This is a genomic window from Rickettsia rhipicephali str. 3-7-female6-CWPP (genome assembly GCF_000284075.1).
GTDB classification, from domain to species: domain Bacteria; phylum Pseudomonadota; class Alphaproteobacteria; order Rickettsiales; family Rickettsiaceae; genus Rickettsia; species Rickettsia rickettsii.
This window is the reverse complement of record NC_017042.1, coordinates 1,028,516-1,045,170: the sequence shown is the minus strand read 5'-3', so window position 1 is coordinate 1,045,170 and position 16,655 is coordinate 1,028,516. Positions and strand designations below refer to the sequence as shown.

Below are 16,655 nucleotides of genomic sequence, written 5' to 3'. Positions count from 1 at the left end.
TGTTGTGTGGATCAATTTCACCTCTGTCATCCCGTGGCTTGACCACGGGGTCCATAAAAACAATAAAAAATACTAATAATTTTAGTATTTTTAACTGGTTCCCGTGGTCAAGCCACGGGATGAGACACCGAGTGCTTTACCGGTCCCTGTAACAATGCCTTGCGAGGAGCGTAGCGACGTGGCAATCTCTCTTAAATTTCATGAGATTGCTTAGTCGGCATAAATGCCTTCTCGCAATGACGTGGATAGGTAGTATTGGATTCCTGCTGCCGCAGGAATGACATATACGGTTTTTGAGAGCCATGCCAAAATGCCTAAATACAAATATATTGTAAAAGTAGTACTATCAATTTATAATAATCAATAAATTTATTAGTGTGCTTTAATTATGTTTATTCAAACTGAAGATACTCCAAATCCGGATGCAATAACATTTTTCCCGGGGCAGGAAATAAGTAGTGATCAGCCGGTATTTTTTAGTGAGCTTGCTGAAGTAAAAGGAAGAAGCAAACTTGCAGAATCATTATTTCATATTAATAATGTAAAATCAGTGTTTTTCGGTAGTGATTTTATAACAGTAACTAAACAAGCTGAAGGTAATTGGCAAGTTATAAAGCCTGAAATTTTAATGGTTATTATGGATCATTTTGTTTCAGGCTTTCCTGTATTTGAAGAAAACACCAAAGCAGATAATGTAAATCATAACCTTGATGGGCTTTCGGAAATAGAGAAGCAAATCGTAGAGATTATTGAAACTAGGGTGCGTCCATCTGTTGCACAAGACGGCGGCGACATAATATATAAAGGCTTTGAAAACGGTGTAGTTAAATTAGCACTTCGTGGTGCATGCCTTGGATGTCCTAGTTCCACCATTACCTTAAAAAACGGCATTGAGTCCATGCTTAAACATTTTGTACCGGAAGTGCAAGAAGTTGAAGCTGTAGAGGAAGATTTTGAGTAATTTAGTATGCTAACTGCGAGCGACTACGGATCTTGTTGTTGTATAGGTTAGTCTTCGTCATTGCGAGCAGAAACTGCAAGTCTGGGTTGCCACGCAGTCTACGACTGCTCGCGATGACTTTAAATGTCATATAGTATATTAAATTTTTTTGAAGAATAGTATGGTTCTATTCTTCCTTTGCAGAATTGATTGTATCATTTTGATGCCAAATAACGTAATGTAGTTCAACATCTTTTGGAGCATATACTACGATAGGTAGTTTGCTATTATATTTTAAAAATGTTTCATCGCCTAAAAATACACTAACCGGGTTGTATTGTTGCTTTTACGTTTGGGCATGCCATCATTGTACTAGCAGGGTGATCGCTAACTTGATCGATTATATAATAATTATATCCCCATCCTTCTAAAGTTTTTGTTTCCAGCTTACCACCAAACCAAACACGATTACACAATCTGGCATTGCATTTTTTGTTGCTTGCAATTCTACTTTTAGCTTTTCTTCATTGGACTCTGTAGGTAAATGAATTACATAACGCTTTTGATTTTCAAGTGGCGTAGAGATAGGGTGCAATATCTTTTAACCGCTTATCGGTATCGGTTAATAAATCAGTATTTAAAAAACATGATATAAGAAATAGTATAATTTTATTTGGCATATGATTATTTTTTAAATTAGAATCCATTATCTCGCCTAGAGGAGTTATATAAAAAGAATTTATTTTACCATCGGCTATATCAGCACTAAAGCCTTCACTATAGTCAACATCACCATTTTCGTTTATTCTTGTACTTAAAAATAATATAGAATTTCCAAATTTATTTTCTTTTAATATATGCTGATTATTTAAACTAAAAACTTTCATGGCAAGCCTTTCATTATTAGGTAATCTAAAATAATATTTCTGATCCATTATTGGATTCAAAAAAATTACATTTATTATAAGCACCTAATAATAATAAATGATTTAATATATCTCTATGGTAACTTGTTCTTCAAGGTTTATAATCTTAGGAAATAATATGTAATTATTGTGATTATTTTGTATATTTGAAATAAGAATATTTTGAGAGTTATATTGCTATTTTTCCAAATATATTTTTGCAAAATTATTTTGTTTTAATTCTGTAAAGGTTAGTTCAGCCTTATATTTTTGTTTGTCACTAGAAAAGTTAGGTAGCGTTTCTATTAAATGAAAATCAAGGGAGATTTCGCTAAATCTTGTATTCAGCATATTATTTTGATTTAATTTGGTAAAATCTAATGCGGCATAGTATGTTGCTCCGTCAATGTCTAAACTATATATACAGGCTTATCTTCTAATATCTCTTCAAATAAATCAGCCCATAGCTCGTGTAACTCTTGTAAAAAATTTTGAGCATGTTCTTTAGTTTTACAAACATCAACTTGATTTGCAAAGCTTTTTGCTATAAAAAACTTTAAATCTTTTTGATCCGATAAAGATAAAGCATGAATGTGACATTTAAATGTTTTATCTACATAATTTATTAGTGATGCAGTATCTGCAGGAAAATTTTTAGTTATTTCTAATAATTCTTTTTTATGCTGTTCTGAAATTATATTCATTTTCTAATCTAATCCCGTTTCTTTCTTAAAAAAGCCGGTATGTCATGAATATCAGACTCTTTATTATCTTGATCTAGAGTACTAACAACAACGTTTTTGCGTTCTAAAGTTTGATGATTTGAAGTACGCAGAGAACCCCATATTTTTCCTAAAAATGATGGTTTGGGTGAGTCATCTTCAGATTTGTTAAAAGTATTTGCATGTAACCCTGGCTCTTTTTCATTTCCGATAAAATTTTGATTTATTGGAGAGTCGGTAATTTCAATATTTTCAGTACTGTAACTGTTAAAATCAGGAATTTCTTCTATTTGTGTAGGTTGTGCTATAGCTTTATTATAAGTTTTCTCAGGAACTATATTGGTAGTTTCAGCTATTGCGGTTTTATATGTCGGTACTTTATCGGCATCAATACCGGTAGCAACAACTGATACTCTGATAATTCCTTTTAATTCTGGATTAAATGTTGAACCGAAAATAATATTAGCATCAAGGTTATCTACTTCTTCTCTAATTCTATTAGCAGCGTTGTCAACTTCAAATAAGGTCATGTCGGAACCGCCGGTAATATTGATTAATACACCTCTTGCACCGCACATTGAGCTATGATCTAGCAGTGGATTTGAAATTGCAGATTCTGCCGCTTTAATAGCTCTATCTTCGCCACTAGCTTCACCTGTACCCATCATTGCTTTACCCATTTCGCTCATTATTGCTTTAATATCGGCAAAATCAAGATTAATAAGTCCCGGCATAATCATTAAATCCGTTACTCCTCTAACGCCTGCATGTAATACGTCATCTGCCATTTTGAAAGCATCGGCAAACGTCGTTTGTTCATTAGCAATACGGAATAGATTTTGGTTCGGTATTACAATTAAAGTATCAACGAATTGCTGTAATTCAATAAGTCCTTTATCGGCAGTTTTCATACGATGACCGCCTTCAAAATGGAAAGGTTTAGTTACTACCCCAACCGTAAGGATGCCTAGTTCTTTAGCAATGCGTGCAATAACCGGTGCAGAACCGGTACCTGTACCACCGCCCATACCTGCCGTAATAAATACCATATTGCTATTTTCTAGGTAACTACGAATTTCGCTTTCTGATTCCTGAGCAGCAAGTGCTCCAACCTCAGGAGAAGCTCCTGCCCCAAGACCTCTAGTCGTAGAAACACCGAGTTGTATTTTGTTAGTGCATAAAGAATGTTCAAGCGATTGTGCATCAGTATTAGCTACTACAAAATTAGCACCTTGCAGATTAGCACTAATCATATTATTGACTGCATTACTACCTGCACCCCCAACGCCAAAAACTGTAATGGTCGGCTTTAATACTATATTTTCAGGAGCTTTGATATTTAAAACCATGATACTCTTTTATTTTATATAATTAATGTTTAAGTATAATAAAAGATTTAGAAATTTCCATAAACTTTTTATGAAAAATGTGGATTATTTTCTTTTATAGTGAATTAGCTTGAATTATGGATGATTTATAAGAAATATTTTATTTTTTTAAGGGCATAGCGAATACCGTTAATGCTAATCCATTTACGGTATGAGATATGTTCTTAAAAAATTAAAAGATGATATAGAAATTGTCCATAATTCAAGCTAATTCACACTATGTAATAGTGGAATGCCGTTATTATGACATGCTTTGATTAATGCTTTATCGTTAGTGGTCATAGGAAGTCCTTCATGTATGGAAAAATTAAAATTTGATATATTAAGGGGGAGAGCGTTTAAAAAATCTATAATTTTAATAACTTCTACTGATTTTATTCTAGCACGTTTTTCTGCTATTAATATTACATTAGTTACTTCAAGTTTCCAAAGAGGCGGTACTATCACTCTAAACTTATAACAATAATCTAATGTAAAATCTGAATATTTATCACGTTCATAATAAAAGAACCATGAGACAGTTATGGAGCAATCGGCTATAAACGGTTTAGAATTCACCATTTTCTACCTTCATCTCTAAGCTCTTTAATAGTATCAGGAGCTAATGTTTTGCCTTTGCTGAATTCTCTTATTTGCTCTACTATATTATCCATTTTAGGTTTTTGAGTTATAATTTTTGCAACCGACGTATTATGCTTACAAATGGTAATTTGCTCTCCGTCTTGTACACGCTGTATTAGATCGGAAAAAGGAGGTTTTGCTTCGAGTAGGTTAATTTGATTAGATAAATTTTGTTTCACATTGGTAATATATATAATAAATAGACTAATTTAATATTATCCTATTTATAAGATTTTGTACAGAGTAATATTAATAGCTTAAATTAATATCTTTATATAAAATCTAAGATTGACCAATCATTTTTTCAGGTACTACTATTTTATCAAATTCTGCTTCCGATAGAAGATTGAGTTTTTTAGCTGCTTCTTTTAAAGTAATCCCGTGCTTATGTGCTTCTTTAGCAATTTTTGCAGCATTATCATAGCCTATATGCGGATTAAGAGCTGTAACAAGCATTAGAGATTTATCACGTAAATCATTAATGCGTGCTATATTGGGTTCTAATCCTTTAACACAGTGAGTAACAAAGCTATTTACGCTATCGGATAACAGCTCTATAGATTGTAGGATATTGTATATTATTACGGGTTTAAATACGTTAAGTTCAAGATGTCCGTTTGAGCCGGCAATAGTAACCGTAACATGATTTCCCATCACCTGACTGCACACCATTGTTAAAGCTTCGACTTGTGTAGGGTTTACTTTACCGGGCATAATAGAAGAACCAGGTTCATTTTCAGGTAAATGTAGCTCATCAAGACCGCATCTTGGACCGGAGCCGAGCAGTCTTATATCATTTGCTATTTTCATTAAGCTAACTGCTATAGTATTAAGAGTTCCTGAAAATTCTACTAGTGCGTCGTGAGCAGCTAGACTTTCAAATTTATTAGGAGCCGTCTTAAAGGGTTGTTTAGTAAACTCTGCCACTTTCTCGGCAAATTTTATATCAAAGCCTATTTTTGAGTTAATACCTGTACCGACTGCCGTTCCTCCTTGGGCAAGTAGATAAACTTTTTGTAGTGCATTTTCTATGCGTTCTAAAGCATACTCTATTTGTGTAATATATCCGGAGAATTCCTGTTTAAGAGTTAAAGGAGTGGCATCCTGGAAGTGGGTACGTCCTATTTTTATGATTTTGTCCCAATCTTTTGACTTATCCTGCAAAGAGGTAAGTATATTATTCAAAGCTGGTATCAGTTGCTGTTTAGTTGCAAGTACGGTTGCTATATGCATAGCGGTTGGAAAAGAGTCGTTGGATGATTGTCCTTTATTAACATGATCGTTAGGATGTACCGGAGATTTGCCGCCTTTTTTGCCTGTTAATTCTTCGTTGGCAATAGAGGCAATAACCTCGTTCATATTCATGTTTGTTTGCGTTCCTGAACCTGTTTGCCAAACTACTAAAGGAAAATTATCCTCAAATTCGCCTTCTAAGATTCTATCCGTGGCTTTATCTATGCTTATAGCGATTTTAGCTTCTAAATCACCAAACTCATGATTAACCTGTGCTGCACATTTTTTTAAAATAGCAAGAGCACGAATTAAATTTTCAGGCATTTTTTGCTTGCCTATTTTAAAATTTTCTAAAGATCTTTGAGTTTGGGCCCCCCAATAAAATTGTTCTTCTATTTGAATTTCTCCAAAAGAATCACTTTCGGTTCTGTAATTTTTCATAAATTGTTAAATGTTATATAATTATCTATTTTTTTCATAAAATGGTCACTTACTGCATTCAAGTCTAATTGCTGGGCTAATTTAGCAAAGCTATAATATAATTTGTCTGTTAAAGAAGCGTTTTTTAGATTCTTAGCAATAAATATTAATGTGCTTTCTATCATAAGATTACGATTAAAACTATAAAATTTTTGCCAATGTTCGTTATATTTAGGTTCGGAAGATTCTATATAATCGGAATATATAGGTTTAGTAATTACCGCTTTACCTTGGTATATATCAAATATAGTATCATTAATTAATCTTGCATTCTTGAGGTTATTGATCACTTTATCAAAAAAATTGTTTAATATAGCTGTTGTTATCTCTTTTTCTGTCAGTGCATTTATAAATATGTCTAATTGTTTTTCAAAACTCTCGATAATTTGTTCATTTGGTCCCCTTTTCATGACTTTTCTCTCAAATTAATTGATATAATAAAAGTTTATGACTTTAATTTTAGTAGACTAAATATTTATATCGAAGTAAATAAAAAACAATATTTGATTTATTAAAAATATTATTTATGTAATGAATGAAAAATTATAGAAGCGACATTTGATACATTAAGACTTTCTACTCTCTGAGAAATAGGGATTTTGGCTAAATAATCACATGTTTCTGCGACTAATCTTCGTATGCCTTTATCTTCTGAGCCAAATACCAATACTATTTTGTCGGAAATTAATTTATCGGTAAAGTAGTCATTTGCAGAACCTGTTAGACCTATAATCCAAAAGCCGTGTTTTTTAAGATAATTCATACATGAGCGTAAGTTAGTAACTTTAATTATAGGTATTAATTCTAAAGTACCGCAAGCCGCTTTAGCAATGCCGCCGCTTTCATTCGGAGAATTATCTTGAGGTAATATTATAGCATTTATATCAAAAGCAGCGGCACTACGAATAATGGCACCAATATTTTGTGTGTCTGTTATTTGATCAAGAATCGCAATTTTACATTTTGGATTTGTTATATCTATGTCCTCTAAATTGTAAGAAAAAATTGGTCTAATTTTTGCAGCTATTCCTTGATGTGTTTGGTTTTCCAGTAATTTAGATAAAATATCGTTATTAACAATTTCATAAGATCTAGTACCTATTAATTTTTTGTTTGTATCAAAAATTTCCCTAGTGCATAAAATATTGTCAATTTGACGTTTTGGATTATTTAGAGCAGAAAATACCGGATGTTTCCCATACATATAATAACAATGTTTAGAATCAAGTTTTTTATTTTGCATCTTATTGAAAACCGTTAGTAATTTGTTCTTGACAGAAACTACTATTTATTATAGAAAGTTACAACTAAATAAATGTGCAAGCTGCTATTTGTTTATTTGATGATTCGGCAAGAAGTTTTATTAAGTCCTAATACTAAGTGTATATTGTATTTTACAGTGAATTAGTCTATTTAATACAGTAAAGTTCTTTAGGAGGGGTGGCCGAGTGGTCAATGGCAGCAGACTGTAAATCTGCCCGCGTAAGCGTTCGAAGGTTCGAATCCTTCTCCCTCCACCACTTAAATGGTTCAGGGAAGCATATCATTTTATTTTAAAAGATTTCATGTATATATGTTTAATTTTATTTAAAAATAAAACATAATTGTGTATACTTATAAATCTGAATAAAATTGATATAGCACTGTTAACAAAATAACTTTGAAATTATTTTATTAATAGTGCCACAATGCGGGTGTAGCTCAATGGTAGAGTTCCAGCCTTCCAAGCTGGCTGTGTGGGTTCGATTCCCATCACCCGCTCCAGAGATAGTGGTAACAAATAAATTTAGCAAAAAAATGCACTTATAAGCAAGAAATGCACTTATAAAAAATTAACTTGTATAAAACCTAAAAAATTGTAGAGAGTAATAATATGGCAAAAGCAAAATTTGAACGAACTAAACCGCACGTTAATATAGGTACGATCGGTCACGTAGATCACGGTAAAACTTCCTTAACGGCAGCAATAACTATAGTACTTGCTAAGACAGGTGGAGCACAAGCTACAGCGTATGATCAAATTGATGCTGCTCCTGAAGAAAAAGAAAGAGGTATAACTATTTCTACTGCACACGTAGAATATGAGACTAAAAATAGACACTATGCACACGTAGATTGTCCGGGACACGCTGACTATGTAAAGAACATGATAACCGGTGCCGCTCAGATGGACGGTGCAATATTAGTAGTTTCTGCTGCTGATGGTCCTATGCCGCAAACTAGAGAGCATATATTACTAGCAAAACAGGTAGGCGTGCCTGCTATGGTAGTATTCTTAAATAAAGTAGATATGGTGGATGATCCTGATCTATTAGAACTAGTAGAGATGGAAGTAAGGGAATTATTATCAAAATATGGTTTTCCGGGTGATGAAATACCTATCATTAAAGGTTCTGCACTTCAAGCTTTAGAAGGAAAGCCTGAAGGTGAAGAAGCGATTAATGAGCTAATGGATGCAGTAGATAGCTATATACCGCAGCCTGTAAGAGCTACGGATAAATCTTTCTTAATGCCGATAGAAGATGTATTCTCTATTTCAGGAAGAGGTACTGTTGTAACTGGTAGAGTAGAGTCAGGAATAATTAAGGTAGGTGATGAAATTGAAATAGTCGGTCTAAAAGATACGCAAAAAACTACCTGTACCGGTGTAGAAATGTTCAGAAAATTACTTGATGAAGGACAAGCCGGAGATAATGTTGGTATATTACTACGCGGTACAAAAAGGGAAGAAGTTGAAAGAGGACAAGTTCTCGCAAAACCTGGTAGCATAAAACCGCATGATAAGTTTGAAGCTGAAGTATATGTGCTTAGTAAAGAAGAAGGTGGACGTCATACCCCATTTACTAATGACTATCGTCCGCAGTTCTATTTTAGAACAACAGACGTTACCGGTACAATAAAATTGCCTGCTGATAAGCAGATGGTTATGCCTGGAGATAATGCTACTTTTACAGTGGAATTAATTAAACCGATTGCGATGCAGGAAGGGTTGAAATTCTCTATACGTGAAGGTGGTAGAACAGTGGGTGCCGGCGTAGTAACTAAAATAAATAATTAATTGATTTTATAAATACCTATTATTAAAAAATAATAGGTATTTATGTTTTAAGATGTAATAAACATTTTTCCAAAACGGCTTATAGAGAAGAATTTGAAGGAGGTACGGAACGCAGAACCGCAGCGTATAATATAACGTACGTGAGGATTCGAGTACCGGATCAACGTACAAATTACCTCTAGAAGTAAAGTTTGGAAAAATGTCTAAAAAAACATCTTGCTGTTTAAATATTAGGTTTACTGAATGAAAAATAAAATCAAAATTCGTTTAAAATCATTTGATCACCGTAGTCTTGATCAAGCTACAAAAGAGATAGTTAGTGCTGTTAAAAGAACGTTTGCTAACATTAATGGTCCTATTCCTTTACCTAGAAAAATTGGAAGATTTACCGTAAATAGGTCTCCTCATGTACATAAGAAGTCAAGAGAGCAATTTGAAATTAGAAAGCATAAAAGATTATTAGTTATAGGTGATCCGAATCCGGCGGTTGTCGATGCTTTAAGTAAAGTTGATTTAGCAGCAGGTGTTGATGTAGTGATTGAATTAGAGAGTGGGGAATAAATGAGAACCGGTATAATTGCTCAAAAAGTTGGGATGACTAGTGTTTTTAATGATAAAGGCGAAAGAATTTCTTTAACATTAGTAAAAGTTGATGATTGTCAAGTAGTAGGACATAAAACTCTAGAAAAACATGGATATAATGCTTTGGTTATAGGTGTAAAAGATAAAAAAATATCTAGAGTAACCAAACCTATGAAACAAGTTTTTGCTAATGCTAAAATATCTCCTAAAACTAAATTAAAAGAATTTAGAATTTCTGAAGAGCATTTTATTGATATAGCAGCAAGTCTAGAAGTAGACCATTTTACAGCAGGACAATTTGTGGATATAACGGCAACTACTATAGGTAAAGGATTTACCGGTAGTATGAAAAGACATAATTTTAGAGGTCTTGAAGCTTCTCACGGTGTTTCGATATCCCATCGTTCGCATGGTTCTACAGGACAAAGACAAGATCCAGGAAAGGTTTTCAAAGGCAAAAAAATGGCCGGTCATATGGGATGTAACCAAGTGACTATTCAAAATTTGAAAATATTTGCCGTTGATAAAGAGCGTAAGCTTATTATGATTCAGGGCAGTATACCCGGTCACAAAAATTCGTATCTTTCAGTAAAAGATGCAATAAAAAAGATTTCAATAATTGTATAATAGATATTTAGACATGTTTGTTGAGGTTAAAGATTATCAAATTAACAAAACGCCATGCAATATTATTTATATAAAAGTTTTTTTATATAAGACTGTATAAGGTTAAATAAAGATGAAAACTAAAATATTAAGTCTTGCTAATAAAGAAGTTGGTGAGATTAGCTTAAATGAAGATATATTTGCTGTTGAATTTATCAGAGATGATATAATAAAGCAGGTTATTGATTGGCAGAGAGCTAAGGCAATGTCCGGTAACCACAAAACTAAAACAGTATCAGAAGTATTAGGAACCACAAAAAAACCTTTTAAGCAAAAAGGTACAGGTAATGCAAGACAAGGTTCCCTGAGATCGGTACAGATGCGTGGTGGTGGTGTAGCTCATGGACCTAGAGTACGTAGTCATGCAACAAAATTACCTAAAAAAGTACGAAAACTTGGTTTAATTCATGCTTTATCCGAGAAATGCACTGAAGGAAAATTATTAGTAATAGATTCTTTAAAGCTAGATAAGCCTAAAACTTCTGCTCTTGTAAATATATTAAACAAATTTCAAGGGGAAAGTTTCTTTGTAATAGACGGAAATGAAGTAGATATTAATTTTTCTTTAGCTGCAAAAAATATTTATAATACTGTGATTGTTCCACAAATAGGAGCAAATGTTTATGATATAATACGACATGAATATGTCCTATTATCACAAGAAGCAGTGAGCGTTTTAGAAGAGAGGTTAAGATGAGTTCTTATAAATACTACGATTTAATTAGAAAACCTATTATTACAGAAAAAACTACAACCCTTTCGGAACAAAATAAATACGCTTTTTATGTAGATAAATTTGCTGAAAAACTTACCGTTAAAAAGGCTATAGAAGAAATATTTACAGTAAAAGTAAAAAAAGTGAATATTTTAAACGTTAAAGGTAAGAAGAAAAGATTTAAAGGAATTATAGGGACTCAAATCAATAGAAAGAAAGCTATTGTTACATTAGAAAAAGACCATAATATCGATTTTGCCGGAGGAGTTAAATAAATGGCTTTAAAAAACTTTAATCCAATTACTCCTTCTCTTAGAGAGTTAGTTCAAGTTGATAAAACTAGTTTATGGAAAGGCAGACCTTTAAAATCTTTGACCAAAGGTATATCTAAAACCGGTGGACGAAATAATCAAGGTAGAATTACTTCTTGGCACAGAGGTGGAGGACACAAAAAATTATATCGTATTATTGATTTTAAAAGAAATAAAATCGATATTTCTGCTATTGTTGAAAGAATAGAGTATGACCCTAATAGAACTGCTTTTATTGCTTTAATAAAATATGAAGATGGGGAATATTCTTATATTCTAGCACCGCAAAAATTATCTGTAGGTGATAGAGTAATATCAAGTCAAGATGCTGATATAAAAATAGGAAATTGTTTACCTTTAAAATGCATTCCTATCGGTACTACTTTACATAATGTTGAGATGCAAGTCGGTAAGGGCGGTCAAATTGCAAGGTCTGCAGGTACTTCAGTAGATCTAGTGGGTAAAGATTCAGGATATGCTCAGATTAAATTAAGATCAGGTGAATTTAGGTTAGTACCTTTAGGTTGTAAAGCTACTATAGGTAGTATATCTAACCCGGATCAAAAAAATATTAATTTAGGCAAAGCCGGTAGAAATAGATGGCTAGGTTGGAGACCGCATGTTAGAGGTGTAGCAATGAATCCTGTAGATCACCCTCATGGCGGTGGTGAAGGTAAAACTTCAGGAGGTCGCCATCCTGTTACTCCTTGGGGATTTCCAACAAAGGGTAAGAAGACACGTAAAAATAAACGTACTTCAAAATTTATCGTAAAGAAAAGAAAATAGATTTTAAATTAATTAGGTATTAGTATGGCACGTTCAATATGGAAAGGGCCTTTTGTAGACGGTTATTTAATAAAGAAAGTTCAAAAATTAATGGAATCAGGTAAATCTGAAATGATTAAAACTTGGTCTAGAAGATCAACGATTTTACCTATTTTTGTAGGGTTTACCTTTTCTGTTCATAATGGAAATAAATTTATTCCGGTTTCTGTAAATGAAGAAATGGTTGGAAGAAAATTAGGTGAGTTTGCTCCTACTAGAACATTTCACGGTCATGGAGCAGATAAAAAAGTCAAAAGAAAGTAAAGATTTATATGGTACAGGAAAATAAAAATTTTGCTACGGCACAAGCTAAATCTATTAGAGTAAGTTCAAGGAAGCTCAATTTAGTTGCAGCCTTTATTAGAAATATGAAAGTATCTGAAGCCTTGGTACAATTAACTTTTTCTCCTAAAAGAATTGCAAAAGTTGTAAAAGATTGTTTACAATCTGCTGTTGCAAATGCTGAAAATAATTTAGGTCTAGATATAGATAGATTGGTTATTACTAAAGCGACTGTAGGTAAGGCTTTAGTAATGAAAAGAGTTATGCCAAGAGCAAAAGGAAGAGCAACTAGAATAAATAAGTTTTTTAGTAATCTTTATATAACTGTTACAGAAAAAGAGGATAATTAAAATGGGGCAGAAAATTTGTGCACATGGTTTTAGAGTTGGACCGACTTTAATTAAAGGTTGGGATTCCGTATTATATGCAGAAAAACATTATAAAACTCTTTTTATACAAGATTTAAAAATTAGGGATTTAATAAATAAGGGTTTTAATCAAGCTCAAATTAGCAGAGTTTTAATTGAACGCCCTTCTAATAAAAGTATTATAATTAATATTAATGCCAAAAAACCAAATATCATTATCGGTAGAAACGGTAGTGAAATTGATAAGCTAAAAAAAGCTATCGAGAAAATGACTTCTTTAAAAGAAGTTTATATAAATATTCACGAAGTTAGAAAATTTAATATAGATGCTGCTATAGTAGCTCAAACTATAGCACTACAGCTTGAAAAAAGAGTTTCTTTTAGAAAAGCCATGAAAACAGCAATTCAGGCTTCATTTAAACAAGGTGGACAAGGTATCAGGGTTAGTTGTTCAGGACGACTTGGAGGTGCTGAAATTGCTAGAACCGAATGGTATATAGAAGGAAGAATGCCGTTACATACTTTAAGAGCTGATATTGATTATTCAACAGCTGAGGCTATAACTACTTATGGAGTTATAGGGGTTAAAGTGTGGATTTATAAAGGTGAATATACAGAAAATAAAAGATATAATTAATTTTAAGTATTAAAATGTTAGCTCCGAAAAAACAAAAATTTAGAAAATCTCATAAGGGTAGAGTTGCTTCAAAAGCAAAAGCAGGTACGACGCTTGCTTTTGGATCATTTGGTCTAAAATCTATAGACGGTTGGCGTGTTACTGCAAGACAAATAGAAGCAGGAAGAAAAGCTGCTACTAGATGTATGAAAAGGCAAGGAAGATTATGGATTCGCATTTTTCCGGATGTTCCCGTTTCTAAAAAGCCTGCCGAAGTAAGAATGGGTAAAGGTAAAGGTTCTCCTGAATTTTTTGCAGTTAGAGTTTCGCCTGGAAGAATTATGTTTGAAATTGAAGGGGTAGAAGAAAATGTTGCACTTAGAGCTTTGGAGCTTGCAAGTGCAAAATTACCTGTTAGAACAAGGATAGTGAGACGTTATGAATGATTTAAAATTATTAAGAAGTAAGTTATCTACTGAAACAATAGAAGAGCTTTATAAAAATCTTAATCTCTTAAAAAAAGAATTGTTTAATTTAAGATTTCAACAAGCTTTAGGTGAGTTAAAAAATACTAGTAGGTTTTTGTTAGTCAAAAAGTCTATAGCACGTATTAAAACTGAATTAACAAAAAGATCTAATAGTGAGGAATATTAAAATGCCGCAAAGAGTGTTACAAGGCGTGGTTATAAGTTCAAAAGCTGATAAGACGGTTACAGTAAAAGTAGAAAGAAAGTTTAAGCATCCTATTTATAAAAAATTCGTGAAAGTATCTAAAAAATATGCTGCTCATGATTCAGAAAATAAATATCAAGAAGGAGATAAAGTTAGTATAATTGAAAGTCGTCCTATCTCAAAAACCAAAACATGGGTAGTGGTAAATGGGGAATAAAGTTTTTTAATCTTTGACTTTATAAGGTAGATTGTTTATTTTATTTCTCGTGTATAAAAAATTGGAAGTAGTTTATGATTCAAATGCAGAGCATATTGGAAGTTGCAGATAATTCCGGTGCTAAAAAAGTGATGTGTATTAAAGTCTTAGGTGGCTCTCACCATATGGTGGCAAAGCTGGGTGATGTTATAGTTGTATCTGTTAAAGACGCTATACCCGGCGGTAAGGTTAAAAAGGGTGATGTTTATAAAGGCGTGATTGTTCGTACAAAGACTGGAGTAGTAAGACCTGACGGTAGTACAATAAAATTTGATAAAAACGCATTAGTGCTTTTGAATAAACAAGATGAACCTATTGGTACTAGAGTTTTTGGTCCTGTTACAAGGGAACTTAGAGCGAAAAAATATGTTAGAATAATGTCGCTTGCAGAGGAAGTGTTATAAATGATTAAATTAAAAGTAAAAAAAGGTGATGAAGTTGTTGTTATTACCGGAAAGCACAAAGGAAAAAAAGGTAAAATATTAAAAGTTTTCCCGGAGGACAGTAAAGTAATTGTTTCTGGAGTAAATTTAGTAAAAAAGCATACTAAATCTAATCAAATGAGTGAAGGCGGGATAATAACTAAAGAATTACCTATACATATCTCAAATATTGCACACATCGATCCAAAAACCGGGAACCCGACCAAGGTAGCTTTTAAATTCTTAGAAGACGGTTCTAAGGTTAGAGTAGCAAAGAAATCAGGGGAAATTATCGGTAAGGAAGGTAAATAATGTTAAGATTTAAAGAATTATATCAGCAAAAAATTATTGAAAACTTACGGAAAAAATTTTCTTATAAAAATAAACACGAAATACCGCAAATTAAGAAAATTGTTATAAATATGGGAGTAGGGGGAGCAACAGCCGATTCCAAAGTAATTAATAATGCAGTAAATGATCTTACTTTGATTTCTGGTCAGAAGCCGGTTGTAACGTTAGCAAGAAAATCTATTGCAACTTTTAAGTTACGCGAAAATATGAAAATAGGCTGCAAGGTTACATTACGTAAAGATAGAATGTATGATTTTTTAGAGAGGTTAGTAATTGTTGCATTACCCCGTGTTAAGGAATTTCGCGGTTTTTCGTATAAAAGTTTTGATGGTAAAGGGAATTTTACTTTTGGATTAAAAGAGCAGATAGTTTTTCCTGAAATTAATTACGATAAAATCGATACAATAAGGGGTATGGATATTACAATCGTTACATCTGCTAAAACAGATCAAGAAAGTAAATTTTTGTTATCAGGGTTTAATTTACCTTTTTATAATTAATTTTTAGGATATATATAATGGCAAAAGTAAGTTCTATAAAAAAGAACGAAAGTAGGAAAAAAAAATCACAAAGTTTACATAGTAAACGTTTAGCACTAAAAAGTAAAATTTATGATAAAAATATTTCATTAGAAGAGCGTTTTTCTTTGGTGATGTCACTTGCACAATTACCTAGAAATTCATCATCTACTAGAATAAGAAATAGATGTGAGCTTACAGGTAGACCAAGAGGTGTTACAAGAAAGTTTGGTATATCGAGGAATAAGCTTAGAGAATTAATAGGCAGAGGTTTAGTTCCCGGTGTAGTTAAGTCAAGTTGGTAAAAGTCGATAGGTAAATCATATGTCAATGACGGATAATGTAGCAGATATGTTAACTAGAATTAGAAATGCTTATAAAAGCAAATTGATAAATGTTTCATTTCCTAGTTCTAAAATTAAAACTTCAATTTTAGATGTTTTGCAAAAAGAAGGTTATATAAAGGATTATATAACTACTCAAAAAAATAATATTAGTTATACTGAGGTAGCTTTAAAATACTCTGTTAATGGCGATGCTTCTATATGCGAAATTCATAGAGTATCAAAGCCTGGAAAAAGAGTATATTCTCCTATTAAAGATTTGAAAGGATATTATAATAATATGGGTATATATATTCTTTCTACTCCTTACGGTGTTATGTCTGATAGAGAAGCTCATATTAAAAATGTCGGCGGCGAAGTAATTTGTAAAGTATTTTAAG

At 32.5% G+C, this 16,655-nt stretch carries 28 protein-coding genes, 2 tRNA genes and 2 pseudogenes; 21 read left to right on the top strand and 11 right to left on the bottom strand.

The window, feature by feature from the left end; genetic code table 11:
* The first annotated feature begins 388 nt into the window (after nt 1-388).
* Entirely contained in the window at nt 389-961 is a 573-nt protein-coding gene (locus tag MCC_RS05775; RefSeq protein WP_014408932.1) for a NifU family protein, read from the top strand.
* Between the two features lie 166 nt (nt 962-1,127).
* Here the strand turns inward: MCC_RS05775 and MCC_RS10955 are convergent.
* From MCC_RS10955 to rlmB, 11 genes and pseudogenes are all read right to left on the bottom strand, one after another.
* Nucleotides 1,128-1,217: pseudogene (locus MCC_RS10955) on the bottom strand (ecotin family protein); the annotation flags it as partial.
* Nucleotides 1,218-1,263: 46 nt separating this feature from the next.
* Nucleotides 1,264-1,416 (bottom strand): ecotin family protein, encoded by a 153-nt coding sequence (locus MCC_RS10950; RefSeq protein ID WP_014365530.1) that lies wholly within the window; start codon nt 1,414-1,416, stop codon nt 1,264-1,266.
* A complete protein-coding gene (locus MCC_RS10945; protein WP_269208675.1) occupies nt 1,368-1,535 on the bottom strand; it encodes an ecotin family protein in 168 nt (55 codons plus the stop codon). The genes MCC_RS10950 and MCC_RS10945 overlap by 49 nt, the downstream gene beginning before the upstream one ends.
* Nucleotides 1,510-1,875, bottom strand: a complete 366-nt coding sequence (locus MCC_RS10605; RefSeq protein ID WP_231288677.1) for a hypothetical protein — start codon at nt 1,873-1,875, stop codon at nt 1,510-1,512. Before MCC_RS10605 ends, MCC_RS10945 begins: the two co-directional genes overlap by 26 nt.
* 380 nt (nt 1,876-2,255) lie before the next feature.
* Nucleotides 2,256-2,549, bottom strand: coding sequence for a hypothetical protein (locus tag MCC_RS05760; protein ID WP_014408931.1), 294 nt, complete (start codon nt 2,547-2,549; stop codon nt 2,256-2,258).
* 8 nt (nt 2,550-2,557) lie between these two features.
* Nucleotides 2,558-3,916, bottom strand: coding sequence for a cell division protein FtsZ (gene ftsZ / locus MCC_RS05755; RefSeq protein WP_014408930.1), 1,359 nt, complete (start codon nt 3,914-3,916; stop codon nt 2,558-2,560).
* Between the two features lie 246 nt (nt 3,917-4,162).
* Nucleotides 4,163-4,516 (bottom strand): type II toxin-antitoxin system VapC family toxin, encoded by a 354-nt coding sequence (locus MCC_RS05750; RefSeq protein WP_014408929.1) that lies wholly within the window; start codon nt 4,514-4,516, stop codon nt 4,163-4,165.
* Nucleotides 4,510-4,755, bottom strand: coding sequence for a type II toxin-antitoxin system Phd/YefM family antitoxin (locus MCC_RS05745; RefSeq protein WP_014408928.1), 246 nt, complete (start codon nt 4,753-4,755; stop codon nt 4,510-4,512). Before MCC_RS05745 ends, MCC_RS05750 begins: the two co-directional genes overlap by 7 nt.
* A gap of 103 nt (nt 4,756-4,858) precedes the next feature.
* The gene (gene fumC / locus MCC_RS05740; RefSeq protein WP_014408927.1) at nt 4,859-6,250 is read right to left on the bottom strand and encodes a class II fumarate hydratase; all 1,392 of its coding nucleotides are present in this window, start codon (nt 6,248-6,250) and stop codon (nt 4,859-4,861) included.
* Complete coding sequence (locus MCC_RS05735) at nt 6,247-6,699, bottom strand: hypothetical protein (protein ID WP_014408926.1); 453 nt, start codon at nt 6,697-6,699, stop codon at nt 6,247-6,249. The genes fumC and MCC_RS05735 overlap by 4 nt, the downstream gene beginning before the upstream one ends.
* A 110-nt stretch (nt 6,700-6,809) precedes the next feature.
* Nucleotides 6,810-7,532, bottom strand: coding sequence for a 23S rRNA (guanosine(2251)-2'-O)-methyltransferase RlmB (gene rlmB / locus MCC_RS05730; protein ID WP_014408925.1), 723 nt, complete (start codon nt 7,530-7,532; stop codon nt 6,810-6,812).
* 191 nt (nt 7,533-7,723) lie between these two features.
* Between rlmB and MCC_RS05725 the strand changes: the two genes are divergently transcribed.
* The 20 genes and pseudogenes from MCC_RS05725 to rpsH all read left to right on the top strand — a co-directional run bounded on the left by MCC_RS05725 (nt 7,724) and on the right by rpsH (nt 16,654).
* Nucleotides 7,724-7,809 (top strand) — tRNA-Tyr (locus MCC_RS05725).
* A 170-nt stretch (nt 7,810-7,979) separates the two neighbouring features.
* Nucleotides 7,980-8,053: transfer RNA gene (locus MCC_RS05720), tRNA-Gly, on the top strand.
* A gap of 109 nt (nt 8,054-8,162) precedes the next feature.
* Entirely contained in the window at nt 8,163-9,347 is a 1,185-nt protein-coding gene (tuf, locus tag MCC_RS05715; protein ID WP_014408924.1) for an elongation factor Tu, read from the top strand.
* Between the two features lie 29 nt (nt 9,348-9,376).
* Nucleotides 9,377-9,555, top strand: a pseudogene (locus tag MCC_RS09115) (palindromic element RPE1 domain-containing protein); the annotation flags it as partial.
* 35 nt (nt 9,556-9,590) lie between these two features.
* Nucleotides 9,591-9,908: a 30S ribosomal protein S10 gene (gene rpsJ, locus MCC_RS05710; protein ID WP_012153050.1), complete on the top strand. Its 318-nt coding sequence runs from the start codon at nt 9,591-9,593 to the stop codon at nt 9,906-9,908.
* Nucleotides 9,909-10,556: a 50S ribosomal protein L3 gene (gene rplC / locus MCC_RS05705; RefSeq protein WP_014408923.1), complete on the top strand. Its 648-nt coding sequence runs from the start codon at nt 9,909-9,911 to the stop codon at nt 10,554-10,556. It begins immediately after the preceding gene.
* 112 nt (nt 10,557-10,668) lie between these two features.
* Nucleotides 10,669-11,292, top strand: coding sequence for a 50S ribosomal protein L4 (gene rplD / locus MCC_RS05700; protein ID WP_014408922.1), 624 nt, complete (start codon nt 10,669-10,671; stop codon nt 11,290-11,292).
* Entirely contained in the window at nt 11,289-11,585 is a 297-nt protein-coding gene (gene rplW, locus MCC_RS05695; RefSeq protein ID WP_014408921.1) for a 50S ribosomal protein L23, read from the top strand. Before rplD ends, rplW begins: the two co-directional genes overlap by 4 nt.
* Nucleotides 11,586-12,407, top strand: a complete 822-nt coding sequence (gene rplB / locus MCC_RS05690; protein WP_014408920.1) for a 50S ribosomal protein L2 — start codon at nt 11,586-11,588, stop codon at nt 12,405-12,407. It abuts the gene before it with no gap.
* Nucleotides 12,408-12,431: 24 nt separating this feature from the next.
* On the top strand, nt 12,432-12,710 hold the full coding sequence (gene rpsS, locus MCC_RS05685; RefSeq protein ID WP_008580964.1) for a 30S ribosomal protein S19: 279 nt from the start codon (nt 12,432-12,434) through the stop codon (nt 12,708-12,710).
* Nucleotides 12,711-12,718: 8 nt separating this feature from the next.
* Nucleotides 12,719-13,078, top strand: a complete 360-nt coding sequence (rplV, locus tag MCC_RS05680) for a 50S ribosomal protein L22 (RefSeq protein WP_004997796.1) — start codon at nt 12,719-12,721, stop codon at nt 13,076-13,078.
* Nucleotide 13,079: 1 nt separating this feature from the next.
* Nucleotides 13,080-13,733, top strand: a complete 654-nt coding sequence (rpsC, locus tag MCC_RS05675) for a 30S ribosomal protein S3 (RefSeq protein ID WP_014408919.1) — start codon at nt 13,080-13,082, stop codon at nt 13,731-13,733.
* 14 nt (nt 13,734-13,747) lie between these two features.
* Nucleotides 13,748-14,158, top strand: a complete 411-nt coding sequence (rplP, locus tag MCC_RS05670; protein WP_014408918.1) for a 50S ribosomal protein L16 — start codon at nt 13,748-13,750, stop codon at nt 14,156-14,158.
* Nucleotides 14,151-14,366, top strand: coding sequence for a 50S ribosomal protein L29 (rpmC, locus tag MCC_RS05665; protein ID WP_012153041.1), 216 nt, complete (start codon nt 14,151-14,153; stop codon nt 14,364-14,366). The genes rplP and rpmC overlap by 8 nt, the downstream gene beginning before the upstream one ends.
* 1 nt (nt 14,367) lies before the next feature.
* Entirely contained in the window at nt 14,368-14,601 is a 234-nt protein-coding gene (gene rpsQ / locus MCC_RS05660) for a 30S ribosomal protein S17 (protein ID WP_014365545.1), read from the top strand.
* A 74-nt stretch (nt 14,602-14,675) separates the two neighbouring features.
* Nucleotides 14,676-15,044: a 50S ribosomal protein L14 gene (rplN, locus tag MCC_RS05655; RefSeq protein ID WP_014014630.1), complete on the top strand. Its 369-nt coding sequence runs from the start codon at nt 14,676-14,678 to the stop codon at nt 15,042-15,044.
* On the top strand, nt 15,045-15,374 hold the full coding sequence (gene rplX / locus MCC_RS05650; RefSeq protein WP_014408917.1) for a 50S ribosomal protein L24: 330 nt from the start codon (nt 15,045-15,047) through the stop codon (nt 15,372-15,374).
* Entirely contained in the window at nt 15,374-15,913 is a 540-nt protein-coding gene (gene rplE / locus MCC_RS05645; protein WP_014408916.1) for a 50S ribosomal protein L5, read from the top strand. The genes rplX and rplE overlap by 1 nt, the downstream gene beginning before the upstream one ends.
* A 17-nt stretch (nt 15,914-15,930) precedes the next feature.
* Nucleotides 15,931-16,236 (top strand): 30S ribosomal protein S14, encoded by a 306-nt coding sequence (rpsN, locus tag MCC_RS05640; RefSeq protein WP_014408915.1) that lies wholly within the window; start codon nt 15,931-15,933, stop codon nt 16,234-16,236.
* A gap of 19 nt (nt 16,237-16,255) precedes the next feature.
* Nucleotides 16,256-16,654 carry a 30S ribosomal protein S8 gene (gene rpsH / locus MCC_RS05635; protein ID WP_014408914.1) on the top strand — a complete coding sequence of 133 codons (399 nt, stop codon included), beginning with the start codon at nt 16,256-16,258 and terminating at the stop codon, nt 16,652-16,654.
* The last annotated feature ends 1 nt before the right edge of the window (nt 16,655 follow it).

What these genes read in the sequence shown, in the direction of transcription:
- rplE (WP_014408916.1), top strand. Translation starts at nt 15,374, where the DNA reads ATGTTAAGATTTAAAGAATTATATCAGCAAAAAATTATTGAAAACTTA.
- rlmB (WP_014408925.1), bottom strand. Translation starts at nt 7,532, where the DNA reads ATGCAAAATAAAAAACTTGATTCTAAACATTGTTATTATATGTATGGG.
- ftsZ (WP_014408930.1), bottom strand. Translation starts at nt 3,916, where the DNA reads ATGGTTTTAAATATCAAAGCTCCTGAAAATATAGTATTAAAGCCGACC.
- MCC_RS10605 (WP_231288677.1), bottom strand. Translation starts at nt 1,875, where the DNA reads ATGGATCAGAAATATTATTTTAGATTACCTAATAATGAAAGGCTTGCC.
- rpsS (WP_008580964.1), top strand. Translation starts at nt 12,432, where the DNA reads ATGGCACGTTCAATATGGAAAGGGCCTTTTGTAGACGGTTATTTAATA.
- MCC_RS05750 (WP_014408929.1), bottom strand. Translation starts at nt 4,516, where the DNA reads ATGGTGAATTCTAAACCGTTTATAGCCGATTGCTCCATAACTGTCTCA.
- rplX (WP_014408917.1), top strand. Translation starts at nt 15,045, where the DNA reads ATGATTAAATTAAAAGTAAAAAAAGGTGATGAAGTTGTTGTTATTACC.
- rplD (WP_014408922.1), top strand. Translation starts at nt 10,669, where the DNA reads ATGAAAACTAAAATATTAAGTCTTGCTAATAAAGAAGTTGGTGAGATT.
- rplB (WP_014408920.1), top strand. Translation starts at nt 11,586, where the DNA reads ATGGCTTTAAAAAACTTTAATCCAATTACTCCTTCTCTTAGAGAGTTA.
- rpmC (WP_012153041.1), top strand. Translation starts at nt 14,151, where the DNA reads ATGAATGATTTAAAATTATTAAGAAGTAAGTTATCTACTGAAACAATA.
- rplP (WP_014408918.1), top strand. Translation starts at nt 13,748, where the DNA reads ATGTTAGCTCCGAAAAAACAAAAATTTAGAAAATCTCATAAGGGTAGA.
- rpsH (WP_014408914.1), top strand. Translation starts at nt 16,256, where the DNA reads ATGTCAATGACGGATAATGTAGCAGATATGTTAACTAGAATTAGAAAT.
- tuf (WP_014408924.1), top strand. Translation starts at nt 8,163, where the DNA reads ATGGCAAAAGCAAAATTTGAACGAACTAAACCGCACGTTAATATAGGT.
- rpsN (WP_014408915.1), top strand. Translation starts at nt 15,931, where the DNA reads ATGGCAAAAGTAAGTTCTATAAAAAAGAACGAAAGTAGGAAAAAAAAA.
- MCC_RS05735 (WP_014408926.1), bottom strand. Translation starts at nt 6,699, where the DNA reads ATGAAAAGGGGACCAAATGAACAAATTATCGAGAGTTTTGAAAAACAA.
- fumC (WP_014408927.1), bottom strand. Translation starts at nt 6,250, where the DNA reads ATGAAAAATTACAGAACCGAAAGTGATTCTTTTGGAGAAATTCAAATA.
- MCC_RS05760 (WP_014408931.1), bottom strand. Translation starts at nt 2,549, where the DNA reads ATGAATATAATTTCAGAACAGCATAAAAAAGAATTATTAGAAATAACT.
- rplN (WP_014014630.1), top strand. Translation starts at nt 14,676, where the DNA reads ATGATTCAAATGCAGAGCATATTGGAAGTTGCAGATAATTCCGGTGCT.
- rpsQ (WP_014365545.1), top strand. Translation starts at nt 14,368, where the DNA reads ATGCCGCAAAGAGTGTTACAAGGCGTGGTTATAAGTTCAAAAGCTGAT.
- MCC_RS05775 (WP_014408932.1), top strand. Translation starts at nt 389, where the DNA reads ATGTTTATTCAAACTGAAGATACTCCAAATCCGGATGCAATAACATTT.
- rpsJ (WP_012153050.1), top strand. Translation starts at nt 9,591, where the DNA reads ATGAAAAATAAAATCAAAATTCGTTTAAAATCATTTGATCACCGTAGT.
- rplV (WP_004997796.1), top strand. Translation starts at nt 12,719, where the DNA reads ATGGTACAGGAAAATAAAAATTTTGCTACGGCACAAGCTAAATCTATT.
- rplW (WP_014408921.1), top strand. Translation starts at nt 11,289, where the DNA reads ATGAGTTCTTATAAATACTACGATTTAATTAGAAAACCTATTATTACA.
- rpsC (WP_014408919.1), top strand. Translation starts at nt 13,080, where the DNA reads ATGGGGCAGAAAATTTGTGCACATGGTTTTAGAGTTGGACCGACTTTA.
- rplC (WP_014408923.1), top strand. Translation starts at nt 9,909, where the DNA reads ATGAGAACCGGTATAATTGCTCAAAAAGTTGGGATGACTAGTGTTTTT.